We start from the raw sequence: 12,355 nt of genomic DNA on the forward strand, positions 1-12,355 counted from the left end.
AAAAGTGAACAAACACCTTGGCGGCTTGCCTCGCTGCGATTAGATTGACGGCGTGACACTGAACCTGAAACCCGCCGCCGCATCTGCCGCTTTTCCCTTGCCGGACCGTTTTCTTGAATGGTTTGCGGCCAAGGGCTGGTCGCCGCGTGCGCATCAGCTTGAGCTTTTGGCCCGTGCTGAACAGGGCCAGTCCACGCTTCTGATCGCACCCACCGGGGCTGGTAAAACGTTGGCCGGGTTTCTGCCTGCATTGGTGGATCTGGAAAAACGTGGGCGCTTAAAGCCCGGCTTGGCGAAGCGCGGCGTGCATACGCTTTATATCTCGCCGCTGAAGGCTCTGGCCGTCGATATTCATCGCAATCTGACGGTGCCGGTTGAGGAAATGGGCCTTGATATCACCATCGAGACCCGGACCGGCGACACGCCTGCGCACAAACGCCAGCGGCAGAAGCTGGCGCCGCCGGATATTCTGCTGACCACGCCAGAGCAGCTTGCATTGTTGATTGCATCTAAAGGTGCGGAACAGTTCTTCAAGGGCCTGCGCTATGTGGTGCTGGACGAATTGCACTCGCTGGTGATTTCCAAGCGCGGACACCTTCTGGCGCTGGGGCTGGCGCGGCTGCGCCGCCTGCAACCGCAATTGCAGACCATCGGCCTTTCCGCCACGGTGGCGGAGCCCGATGAACTGCGCCGCTGGTTGGTGGAACAGGACGGCACCGGGCCGATGGCCGGTCTTGTGACGGTGGACGGCGGAGCCAAGCCGGAAATCACCATTCTCGATTCCGACGAACGGGTGCCATGGTCAGGCCATTCGTCACGTTATGCCATTCCTGACATTTACGAGGCGATCCGCCAGCACCGCACGACGCTTTTATTCGTCAATACGCGCAGTCAGGCGGAGATGCTGTTTCAGGAACTGTGGCGGGTCAACGAGGACACGCTGCCCATTGCGCTGCATCACGGTTCGCTCGATGCCAGCCAGCGCCGCAAGGTCGAGCAGGCCATGGCCGCCAACACATTGCGGGCTGTGGTCGCGACTTCGACGCTTGATCTCGGGATCGACTGGGGTGATGTCGATCTGGTCATTCATGTCGTGCACCGAAAGGGGCGAGCCGCCTTGCGCAGCGCATTGGCCGTGCCAATCACCGCATGGACGAGCCAAGCCGCGCCATTCTTGTACCCGCCAATCGCTTCGAGGTGATGGAGTGTCGCGCCGCACTTGATGCCAATTATCTGGGTGCGCAGGATACGCCACCCCTGATCGATGGGGCGCTGGATGTGCTGGCGCAACATGTGCTCGGCATGGCCTGTGCCGAGCCTTTCAACGCCGATCAGCTTTATCGTGAGGTGCAGAGTGCCGCACCCTATTCGAACCTTCCGCGAGACACGTTCGACCGCATTCTGGATTTTGTGGCGACCGGCGGCTACGCACTCAAGACCTATGAACGGTTCGCGAAAATCCGCAAGACCGTGGACGGCACTTGGCGGGTGTCTAATCCGCGCATTGCGCAGCAATATAGGCTCAACATCGGCACGATTGTCGAAGCGCCGGAGCTCAATGTCCGGCTTACTCGTGGCGGCAAGGGCGGAAATGCGCGCGGCGGACGTGTTCTTGGTCGCATCGAGGAATATTTCCTTGAGACGCTCACTGCTGGCGACACGTTCCTGTTTGCCGGAAAGGTTCTGCGGTTTGAAGGCATCCGTGAGAACGAATGCATCGCCTCCAATGCTGCCGGGCAGGATGCCAAGATTCCTGTCTATGCAGGCGGCAAGTTTCCGCTTTCCACCTATCTTGCCGCGCAGGTGCGCGCCATGCTTGCCGACCGCACGCGCTGGCAGTTTTTGCCGGAACAGGTGCGGGAATGGCTGGAAGTGCAGCAGTGGAAATCCGTACTGCCAGCAACGGACGAGCTGCTGATCGAAACTTTTCCGCGCGGCAATCGCTTCTACATGGTCGCCTATCCGTTCGAGGGCAGGCTGGCACACCAGACGCTCGGCATGTTGCTGACGCGTCGTCTGGAGCGCATGGGCGCACATCCGCTTGGCTTTGTCGCGACCGATTATTCGCTGGGACTCTGGGGCCTCAAGGATATGGGCGCGCTGATTGGCACGGGAAAGCTCAATCTCACCCGCCTGTTCGATGAGGATATGCTGGGGGACGATCTCGAAGCCTGGCTTGATGAAAGCTATCTTTTGAAACGCACTTTCCGCAATTGTGCCGTGATTTCAGGGCTTATCGAGCGCCGTCATCCGGGACAGGAAAAAACAGGCCGTCAGGTTACGGTTTCCACCGACCTGATCTATGACGTGCTGCGGACCCATGAGCCGGACCACATATTGCTGCAGGCGACGCGTGCGGATGCCGCGACCGGGCTTCTGGATATCAAGCGTCTTGGCGACATGCTGGCACGCGTGAAAGGTCATCTCCTGCACAAGCCGCTCGACAGGATTTCACCGCTGGCGCTGCCTGTGATGCTCGAAATCGGACGTGAGCGTGTGGCAGGTGAGGGCGATGAAATGCTGCTTGAAGAGGCCGCAGACGATCTAATCAGAGAGGCGATGCAATGAAGACTGCCGTGTGGGGCAACGGAGAGGCCTACAGTCTGGCCCATGCGGAAGTGCGTGGCGTTGCAGCTGTGTGCGATCCATCCGGTGCACTGTTCCTGCCTGATCTCCATATGCTCATCGTCTCAGACCTGCATCTGGAAAAAGGTTCATCCTTTGCCCGGCGCGGCCAGCTCATCCCGCCTTATGACACAGCGGCGACGCTCGACATGCTGGCGCTGGCCATTGCGCGCTATCAGCCGCGAACCGTCATCAGCCTTGGCGACAGTTTTCACGATGCGACGGCCAGCGAACGCCTGCCGTCGCTTTATGCCATCCGGCTGAAATCGCTTATGGAGCATCGGGACTGGTTCTGGATCACTGGCAATCACGATCCGGATCGCCCGGTCGACCTGCCGGGCGATTGTGTGGAGGAACTGGCAGTCGGGCCGCTTGTTTTCCGACATGAACCATCGCGCAAGGCCGGGCAGGGCGAGATTGCAGGCCATCTTCATCCGGCGGCCCGCATCGTGCGACGCGGGCGGTCAGTACGCCGCCCCTGTTTTGTAAGCGACGGGGAAAGGCTTATCATGCCTGCTTTCGGAGCCTATACGGGTGCGCTGAATATTCTGGATCGCGCTTTCCGAGGGCTGTTCGCTGACGAGACCCTGCGCGCCTATATGCTGGGACAGGGTAAGGTTTACCCGATTGCGCGCGGTGCGCTTTATGGGGGTTAATCCCTGCGGAACAGAATGCGTCCGAACCAGCCGGTGAAGACGGCAAGGAAAACGGCAAAAAGGCCGTAGAGAAAGCTGTTCTGGTGGGCGGCGTTGTAGATGCTCTGTTCAAAACCAGCCTTGACGATTTCCAGACTGGCATTGGCTTCACGCAAAAAAACACCGTTGCGGAACAGAAGCGCCCGAGCCTTGTGGCGCCCGACCGGCACATTGGCGGGCAGGTTCAATGTGGCGCGAAACAAGGTGCGGGAAATGAACTCCACACCCCCGATGCGCTGCGTATAGAGGCCCTGGCGGATTTTCATTTCGCGCAGTTCGTTGCCAAATGTCGGGATATTGCCCGACAGGCTGCCCGGATCTTCCGGGACGAGATAGAAGTTGCGCACGCCCACCGAAAGTTGTCGGTAGATTTTCTCTTCGGTAATGTCCTGCAGATTGCGGGTAGAGGCCAGCGAGTAGGAGAGCGGCACGCCCATGAAGGTTTCCGAATCCGAATTCACCCAGACACCGAGATAACGGTCCTTCTTGCGCACCACGAGATCGCGCGAGGGGCCTTGCAGCACGACGATGATATCGTAACGGCCTTGTCGCTGGATCATCGGGTCGGCATTGTCGAGCGCGCCGAATATGGTGAGGTCAGTGCCGCCGAAATTCGATGTGATGGCGATGGTTTCGGTTGAAAGTCCGATTTCGATGGTTTCATCCGCAGGGTTCTGCAATTGCGGAACCGTGTTGCCGTTGCCGCTGGAATCGACCTGCGCCAGTGCGCTTCCCGTCATTAGAAGGAACATCAATGCGGAGGAAAGCGTAAGGCTCCGCATGTCAGATATCCGCAATCGAAATGGAAAACAGATTGTCGGGCCGCACGAACAGGCCAAAGGCGAGGCGCAGGCCAACGGCAAGCACGAGAAGCGCCAGCAAAAGGCGCAACTGTTCGCCGCGCAATTTTTGGCCCGCGCGTGCGCCGTATTGCGCGCCGATAACGCCGCCAACCATCAGCAGGAAAGCAAGCACGATATCGATGGACTGGTTGGTCGTTGCCTGCAGGACGGTCGTGACTGCGGTCACAAAGGTGATCTGAAACAGCGAGGTTCCGACAACCACATTTGTCGGAACATGCAGAAGATAGATGAGCGCCGGAACCATAATGAAACCGCCGCCGACACCCATCACCGATGACAGAAGGCCGATGAAGAAGCCGATGCCGAGAACCGGAATGATGCTGACATAGATGGTAGAGGCGCGAAACCGCATCTTGAATGGCAGGCGGTGTATCCACGTATGCTGGCCGGATCGCCGCACAGCACCTGCTTGTCCCTTCTTCACACGGCGCAAGGCGCGCAGGCTTTCCACCAGCATCAGACCGCCGACAGTGCCGAGAAAGAAGACGTAGAGGATGGAAACGATCAGGTCCAACTGGCCGAGATCGCGCAGCCACGAGAACACGAAGATACCGACAAGGGAACCCAATACACCACCCGCCACGAGAAACAGGCCGAGCTTGATATCGAGCGTGCGACGTTTGAAATGCGCCAGTGCGCCGGAAACCGACGAGGCGATGACCTGATTGGCACCGGTGGCGACCGCGATTGCAGGTGGAATGTTATAAAAGATCAGAAGCGGTGTGATCAGAAAGCCGCCGCCGACGCCGAACAGTCCGGAGAGAAAACCCACGGCGGCGCCCATGCCGAGAAGAACCAGCATGTTGACCGATAATTCCGCAATGGGAAGATAAATACCCAATTCCGAACCCGGCTTTCACGAACGCATGACACACAGCTGCTTGCGGTCGCGCTTCTCCGCAAGATGTTTCACTCTACTAAAACATCTCCGGCAAAATTATGAAACTGTTCTGCGTGCGGAAATGCATGAAAACAAGTAGTTAGGCTTAACTTCACACGTGAGTTTCAGCCCGACCACTCCTCATAATGTCTTGCTCTGTCGCCATCGCGAAGTCAAACGCCGATTGCTGATAAAGTTATCTCGCGAAACTCTATTCGAGGAAAAATGCTAGGTGTTGTTTAAGAACAACAAAAAGAGCCTTGAAGAGAGCTTAAAACAGTCATTGTTGGTATAATCCCATAGAATATATAGGAAATACATGAGCGCAATCTGGCCACGATGCACTGTCGATCATTCGGTAGCGTTCTGTCGGTTGCTGATGACGATATTGATATCTTCTTTCGGCGTGATGACGGAATGACCAGACGATGGGTAAAACTGTGCACGGATCGAAATGTTGTCGGACATTTTACTGTCGGTCAGGCTGCCGTTCTTTATGATATAAAGATAGGGATTGGTCAGATTCACGCTGAAGTTTCCAGCAAAGCGGCTGCTGGACTTGAAACCAAAGCAGTTCATGCTTTCGGTATAGTAGTTGCCATTCATGACATTCCATTCTTCCATCGGGCTGGACCGTGTGAGACAGGTCTTTTTGCCGTCTGGTGTGGTGAAATTCGCATTGAACGACACGCCTATGAAGATGTTCTTCAGCTCGAAACTGCCGGATAGGACTTTGAAAATGGATTTGTACGGATGAATATCCTCGGCAGGGATAAGTTGCTTGTCGCCAGAGGAAATCTCAAAGTCGATCGCATCTCCCTGGAAGTTTTTGATGTCCTTGTCGAGCGCGAGGGGAATCTTCGCGATGATCCCGTTTTCCATCTCGTTGTTTACGTGCAAGAGCATCGTCTATCCCCTCGTTGATAGGGCTTAGATAATAAGGCTCAACGAGTCGATTCAACCTGTCACTTCTTTCAGACGCTTGTGGCCAAAACGAAAAAGGGCAGCATCTGCTGCCCTCGAAAAATCCGATTTACTTCAATGCGTTACTTGTTCTTCTCGAGAAGAAGCTGGACCAGTTTCTGGTCAACGTCACCGGTCGGCGTCTGGCCATTCGCCTTCTGGAAGGCAGCAATTGCAGCGCGGGTCTTGCCGCCCATCAAGCCATCGGCGGTGCCGACGTCGTAGCCGTTCTTCTGGAGAATAAGCTGGATGTTACGAACAGCCTTCTTCATATCCACCGAGCCGGTGGTGAGCGGTTTGCTCTCGGTCCAAGCATCCGGGACGTCGATGGAGTTGGTTGCCTGATCGAGCGGCTTGGCCTTCCAGAGCTTGACTAAATCCTTGGCGCGTTCAAGCTGTTCCGGTTTTAATGCCTTGGCAATCTGGTCGCGCTTGTCGGCAGCATCCTTGTCACCAGCATTGGCGGCGAGCGAGAACCATTTGTAGCTTTCTTCCAGATTGACCGGCATGCCCAGTCCCTTGGCCGCAAGGATTCCAAGATTGAACTGGCTGTCCTTCACGCCGAGTTCGGCGGCATCGGTGAACCAGCGCACGGCGGAAGCATTGTCAGGGTTGCCATTGGCGCCGGTTGCGAAAAGGACGGCGAGGTTGTGCATCGCGCTGGCGTTACCCTGTTGCGCTGAAAGCTGGTACCAGGTCTTGGCCTTTTCGAGATCGCGGGCCATGCCAAGGCCCTTCTCGTTGAAGTTGCCGAGACGATATTGCGCCGGGGCAAAGCCTTGACCTGCAGAAATCTCATACCATTTCGCCGCCTTGGCAAAGTCGGCAGCAACGCCGCGACCTTCCATGTAGCGATTGCCGACCTCGAAGAGGGCACGGGCGTCGCCCTTGGCTGCAGCCTCGCGAAGCGCTGCCGGACCGGCTTCTTCCGGTACAGACGGAATGGTGGCCTGAGGCTGTGCGGCAGGTTCGGTTGATGTAGCCGTTTCCGCAGGAACTACCGGATGGACGGTTGTTCCGGTTGCTGCGGCAGGCTGTTCAATCTGTGTGGGGATTTCGACCGCTGCCTGTTGCTCGTTCGCTAGTTTCGGGATTTCTTCCTGCGCAATTTTTTCCGCGCGGGGCTCTGCGATTACGGGCGTGGTTTCCGCGGATTGTTCGAGGGCAGGTGTGGTGTCCGACGCGATTTTTGCAGCGATTTCGTCGGCTGGCGCAGGTGTATTATCGGCGGCAGTTGTGTCGATCTGAGGCGGCACCGTATCAAGTGCGGCTTCCACCGGCTCGTCGCGGTTGAGGAAAGCTGAGCCGATCTGCAGGCCAGCCATCGCGATCATCACAGCACCGATTGCCATCAGGATCGGCTTGCGCTGGCGCTGGATCATGTCGCCGACTGATGACTTTTTCTTACCAGTGCGCTTGGTCGTGCCCTTCTGAAGCTGTTCGGATTCAGCGGCGGCAAGCTGGGCGGCGCGACGCGCCGCCGTGATGAAGTCCACCTTGCCGTTGGCGGCAAGGGCCAGATCGGCAGCGTCTTCGCGCTGGCGGCGTTCTTCGCGCACCCGCTTCATAATCGAATTGAGGTCCGGCATGCCTTCGCCCTGAGGGCGAGGGGATGGAGTCGTTTCCAGCTCCGGTTCTTCGCGTGTGATCGGCTCGATGGCCGCAAGATCGCTTTCGAAGGCTGGCGCATCAAGCGTCGCGTCAAAAGCGCTGGCTTCGAGTGTTTCGTCGTCCTTTCCGACGGATTTGTCGGCGCGGCGACCGCGTATAGCTTTCGCGAAACCGCCGAAGAGCGATGACTTCCCGGTCAAGTCACCTGCCTGCATATCGGCGGGACCAGCTTCGCTCTGGACGGTTGCAAAAGCTGCTTCCGCTGCCGCTGCAGCCGGGGAACGCGGTGCCGACGGACGCGGCGATCCAGCGTTGGGGCTGGTGAAGGCCGACTTTTCAGTGTCCGACGTGTCTGATTTGCCTGCCACGTCCTGCTCAAGCCTGGCCAGACGATCAACGATCTTGACCAATGTGTCGTGGACGGTCTCGAATGTCTTGCCGTTGCGCTCGTCGGAATTGCGCGCCAGGGCCTCAAGCGATTTCATGTCTTCGGCGAGTTGCCGGGCGATCACGCTGTCGCCATGTGATCCATGCTGCAGAACGCGCGCGACAGCACTTTCGGCAGCTTCGCGCGCTGCATCCAGCACTGTTTCGCGATTGGAGGCGATGGAGCGCTCGATGGAAACGAGACGCGGCTTCAATTCTGCGAGCTCGGCAACGGGCTGCGCAAGATGATGGGCGATATTTGCAATCTGATCTTCGAGGCTGCGGATTGCCTTCACATCCAGTCCAGGGCCGTCATAGGTCGGCGCCTGAAGGAGACCCAGTGAAATCTGCTGCGAAAGATCGTCGAGGCGGCCTTCCAGAGTGTGGATCGCGCTGTTGTCGACATGCTGCGTGGCATATTGCGCGTCGAGACGCTCGGTCAGTTCTGCAAAGCGGCGGTCGATTTTGTCCAGAACGGAAGGATGCGGCTCCTCTACCCGGCGCTCGGCAGCTTCGAGCTTCTCGCCGATGGCTTCAAGACGTGCCTCTACAGCGTGATAGTCGGACTGGTTCAGATTCTCCATGACCTTGCCAACCTGATTGGCAAGCAGGTTAATCTGGTGTGCGAGCTGGTCAATGACGCCTTCCGGTAGCGCTGAGCCGCTTGAAAGGCCGTCGATGCGAGAGGAAAGTTCGCCGAGCTTGCGATAGAGCGTATCGGAATTCTGCTGCGTTGCCGAAGTGGCGAGCTGTTCTGCGAGCTCTGCCAAACGGCTTTCGATACGCTCCAGTCGGCGCGCACTGTCCTGATCCGGGCGCTGGGCGCGGCTGGTGGCGATGATAGCGCGGCTGATTTCGTCCAGCCGCTCATCGATCTGCTGCAGACGGCTCTGATCGAGCGACGACGCGTGTTGTGGGCTGAGCGATTCCTCGATGGAATTCGCGAGCTGGCCGATGCGATCCTCGATTGCGCTCAGGCGGTTCGACTGGGGCAACGTACCGATGGCGTCGCGCACCTGCTCAAGCCGCGAGCCGATCGCATCCAACGCCGGATCGACGGCGTTGTGGCGCTGTTCGAAGGCCTCGAAACGCGCGTCGAAGCGATCCCAACGATTGTTGAGACGATGCAGTGTTTCTTCGCGCGCGAGGCTCTGGACGGTGCGATGGAGCTCTTCGAGCTGGCGGCGGAGCGCCTGCGCGTTTGCCTCACTGCTGCGTTCGGCGAGAAGGCGTACGCTGTCGTTGATACGCTCGAAATCATCGCTCATCTGCTGTGAAAAGCCTTCTTCGCTTGCGGCGCGCTGAAGGCGGGTCATCTCGCGGCTGGCACGGCTGACCTCGGCGCTTGAGGCATAATGCGGCTGCGGTTCTTCATGGCTACCGCGCATCCGACGCAGATTTTCGGCAATTTCGGCGAGGCCAGTTACAGTCTCGTCAGGATGGCGAACTGGGTGACGTTCGGAACGCAGAATATCGCGTACGTCCGGGGCGCTGTCGTGCTCCAGATCCATCAGGCGTTTTTCAAGGCTCGCCAGCGTGCGGTTAAGTTCTTCCATGGCAGGCGATGACGCTCGGCGCTCGCGGTGGGCATTCAAATCGTCAATAATTGATCGTGAACCTGACGCCATATCTGGATTTGCCATGATAAATTCACTTTTTCTAATGATAGAGGCCGCCGGGAGCAAATTTCACCAGCGCAACAGGCAAGAATTTGCTCTGCTTACATTTGTACAAACGTGGTAAATAACTCGTTAATATATGCGGCTAAGTGAGTGCTTTCGTGGATGCCGAATAGCATCCCATGGTTGAGCGGGCTGAATTCAGCGTGTCAAACGCAACCCGGCATGAAAAGCGGATCTATCGAATACGAAAGATGCGTGAACCGCGGCGGCAAAATGTAAATCGAAGCTACGGCACTGACAGCAATGTCAATGTGAGCTGTCATCAACAGTGGTTCCATCGCGCAATCGCGCGGTGACCGGGCGTTTCCGGGGGCGGAAACAGGGTAGGACATGAGTAAACAGGCTAACGCACCAGGGCTGGTCGCAGATTTAGCAATTGCGGATTTGCTAACCGGCACAAGCGTGAATATGCGAAAGGAAGGTCAGTCAGGCGGTCAACTATACCGGATCGGCGATCTAGCGGAGGAGTTCGACCTGACGTTGCGCGCCTTGCGCTTCTACGAAGACAAAGGATTGCTCAATCCGCGCCGTGCGGGCGTGACGCGGCTTTATGATTACAACGACCATACACGCTTGCGTCTCATCCTGTTTGGACGACGCATCGGCTTCACGCTGAGCGAGATGGGGCAGTTGATCAGCGTGTGGGAAAATGAGACCCGCGACGCTGTCGAAGTGGAGAAGCTACGCAAGCGTTTCAAGGAAAAACTGGTCGAGCTTGAGAAGAAAAAGGACGAGGTTGATCAGTCTGTCGAAGAGCTGCGAACCATCCTCGCACGAATGGGGCGACAATCGTTTTGATTGCGGGTGTGTGAAGTTTGAAAATGTGGCTGCCCCTATCTGATTGACAGGACAGATAAGGGCAGCCTATTCGCTCGTACTGAAAAATATATATAAAAATCAACGCTTTTAGAATGCAATCTAGACTTTGACGCCATACGGGGAATGACGGAACAGCCTGTCTTGTATCGGTAATATACAAGCCATTTTGCATCCTCCATTTTTGCTCTGCAGGCTGTGTTTGGTCTAATCCACCAACACAGATGTTGCTTGCAGGGCGAGAACAGGTCGCGCTTAGCAATAAGAAAAAGTTTTAAAACCTCCTGTTCATTGAAAACAAGGCCATCTTAACTGGATTTAGATCGATCTTAAAATAGCAACTTGCTGGGTAAGATTCTCAATCTCTATTGGCTAATTTAACTAACGCTAAATATTGAAATGTAATTTTCGAATAACTGATTTATCCGCAAGGAAGCTTCCGGAAGGCTTCGTTCTGGGATTCCTGAAAACTTGTATCGACTTGTGTCTCGCCAAGTGCGCTCTGGGGCGGCTTTGGACAATGAAACTACGGTTCACAATTATTCGCCGTCATCTTTTTAATTTGGGTATATGTGTGCATCTACGAATGTGCGGCCTCGGCCAGATCGAAGTCAGAGCGAACTCCGCCTGACAGGTCCGAATGTTTCAGCCTGTTGCATGAAGTGTGCCCTGGAGTGGGAACCTCGACGCATCGACGGGGTTATTCCAGCCTTGCGACTGATGGCGCATCCAAGATGTGCCCAGAACGAACAGATGGAGCGCCGGTCTGATCCAATCAGATCGAATTCGCTCTGATGCGAAAGTGAGGCTGACAATGAAAAAAGCTCTTGTTCTGACCGTAGCGGCGTTTCTTGCTAGCTCCGGTTTTGCGCTGGCGCAGGATCGAGTGCTTATCGAAGTGCCTCAGGCAGCACGCGATTATGTCATCGCAAATCCTTCGGACCCGGTCGTCATTGAGGGCGAAATCAGTGACGGTTATGTTCTCCCCGATGTAATCGCGGTTCATCCGATCCCCGACAATCCGGGTTTCGGTTACATCTATGTCAATGGTGAACCGGTGATCGTTTCCATGCAGAACCGTCAGGTCGTCTATTATACCGAAGGGCCGAATGCTGGTCCGCTGGTGCCGAATGAAGTCGTGACCTACATCGAAACCAATCCGGTTGATCCGGTCATCATCGAAGGAGATATCGCCGAAGGTATGGTCATCCCCGAGGATGTGCCGCTGGTGGCTGTTCCGGAGCAGCGACTTATTCCTATGTTTATGTGGAAGATCGTCCGGCTCTGATCGATACGCAGACCCGCCGCGTTGTATGGGTCAAGTAAGCCTTCAAGGATCGATTAATAGTAGAAAGGCGGCAGAATTGCCGCCTTTATCATGTCTCACATGTGGTCATCCGGTCTACGCAATCGGCGTGATTTTCACCGTTCAGCTCGCGTTACCGGTCAAAAATGACCGTTCACGAAGCCGCAAACTTGACCATAACACCACGCTGGCGAAAATATGCCTGCATGAGCTTCCTGCCGGAGCGATTGTTCTGCACCAGCTTGGCCGGATCGAACACAGCCTCTTTCAGGCCCGCGCGCTCAAGCGCTGCTTTCAGGGCGGCGATATGTAAATCGATGTCGACATTATCCGCCTGAAGCGATTCATAAATTCGGTCTGTCGCTTCCGCTACAGTAGGTTCGCTCACCACTATACTCCTGTTGTTGCTTGCAGGCGCTTATCACACTTTCCCTTCGACCACTATCAGGATGAAAAGCGTCTTTACATGAACATTTCCCCGTCCCGCA

Annotated in this window: 7 protein-coding genes and 2 pseudogenes; 4 read left to right on the top strand and 5 right to left on the bottom strand. The window is 56.3% G+C overall.

The annotated features are described in order from the left end of the window. The first annotated feature begins 52 nt into the window (after positions 1-52). Positions 53-2,568 (top strand): annotated as a pseudogene (locus tag LJ361_RS13290) (ligase-associated DNA damage response DEXH box helicase). Next, positions 2,565-3,281: a ligase-associated DNA damage response endonuclease PdeM gene (gene pdeM / locus LJ361_RS13295; RefSeq protein ID WP_264811713.1), complete on the top strand. Its 717-nt coding sequence runs from the start codon at positions 2,565-2,567 to the stop codon at positions 3,279-3,281. The pseudogene LJ361_RS13290 and the gene pdeM overlap by 4 nt, the downstream one beginning before the upstream one ends. Here the strand turns inward: pdeM and LJ361_RS13300 are convergent. From LJ361_RS13300 to LJ361_RS13315, 4 genes are all read right to left on the bottom strand, one after another. Next, positions 3,278-4,102, bottom strand: coding sequence for a TIGR02186 family protein (locus LJ361_RS13300; protein WP_010659221.1), 825 nt, complete (start codon positions 4,100-4,102; stop codon positions 3,278-3,280). The two genes, pdeM and LJ361_RS13300, sit on opposite strands and share 4 nt — an antisense overlap. A 1-nt stretch (position 4,103) precedes the next feature. Then, a complete protein-coding gene (locus LJ361_RS13305) occupies positions 4,104-4,985 on the bottom strand; it encodes a sulfite exporter TauE/SafE family protein (RefSeq protein WP_029376011.1) in 882 nt (293 codons plus the stop codon). Between the two features lie 429 nt (positions 4,986-5,414). Further along, positions 5,415-5,969, bottom strand: coding sequence for a hypothetical protein (locus LJ361_RS13310; RefSeq protein ID WP_264811715.1), 555 nt, complete (start codon positions 5,967-5,969; stop codon positions 5,415-5,417). A gap of 140 nt (positions 5,970-6,109) precedes the next feature. After that, positions 6,110-9,706 carry a peptidoglycan-binding protein gene (locus LJ361_RS13315; RefSeq protein WP_264811716.1) on the bottom strand — a complete coding sequence of 1,199 codons (3,597 nt, stop codon included), beginning with the start codon at positions 9,704-9,706 and terminating at the stop codon, positions 6,110-6,112. Positions 9,707-10,075: 369 nt separating this feature from the next. On the opposite strand from LJ361_RS13315, the gene LJ361_RS13320 reads away from it, so the two are divergent. Together LJ361_RS13320 and LJ361_RS13325 are read left to right on the top strand one after the other, a co-directional pair. After that, the gene (locus LJ361_RS13320) at positions 10,076-10,543 is read left to right on the top strand and encodes a MerR family transcriptional regulator (protein ID WP_029376010.1); all 468 of its coding nucleotides are present in this window, start codon (positions 10,076-10,078) and stop codon (positions 10,541-10,543) included. Positions 10,544-11,375: 832 nt separating this feature from the next. After that, positions 11,376-11,887, top strand: a pseudogene (locus tag LJ361_RS13325) (DUF1236 domain-containing protein). A 134-nt stretch (positions 11,888-12,021) separates the two neighbouring features. On the opposite strand, the gene LJ361_RS13330 reads toward LJ361_RS13325, so the two are convergent. Continuing rightward, positions 12,022-12,258, bottom strand: a complete 237-nt coding sequence (locus LJ361_RS13330) for a hypothetical protein (protein WP_029926552.1) — start codon at positions 12,256-12,258, stop codon at positions 12,022-12,024. Positions 12,259-12,355 lie beyond the last annotated feature (97 nt).

Origin of the sequence: Brucella sp. JSBI001 (assembly GCF_026014005.1) — a bacterium.
Classification (GTDB): Bacteria; Pseudomonadota; Alphaproteobacteria; order Rhizobiales; family Rhizobiaceae; genus Brucella; species Brucella anthropi.

Coding starts and splice junctions, on each gene's coding strand:
- LJ361_RS13305 (WP_029376011.1), bottom strand. CDS start 4,985: ATGCTGGTTCTTCTCGGCATGGGCGCCGCCGTGGGTTTTCTCTCCGGA.
- LJ361_RS13310 (WP_264811715.1), bottom strand. CDS start 5,969: ATGCTCTTGCACGTAAACAACGAGATGGAAAACGGGATCATCGCGAAG.
- pdeM (WP_264811713.1), top strand. CDS start 2,565: ATGAAGACTGCCGTGTGGGGCAACGGAGAGGCCTACAGTCTGGCCCAT.
- LJ361_RS13300 (WP_010659221.1), bottom strand. CDS start 4,102: ATGCGGAGCCTTACGCTTTCCTCCGCATTGATGTTCCTTCTAATGACG.
- LJ361_RS13320 (WP_029376010.1), top strand. CDS start 10,076: ATGAGTAAACAGGCTAACGCACCAGGGCTGGTCGCAGATTTAGCAATT.
- LJ361_RS13315 (WP_264811716.1), bottom strand. CDS start 9,706: ATGGCAAATCCAGATATGGCGTCAGGTTCACGATCAATTATTGACGAT.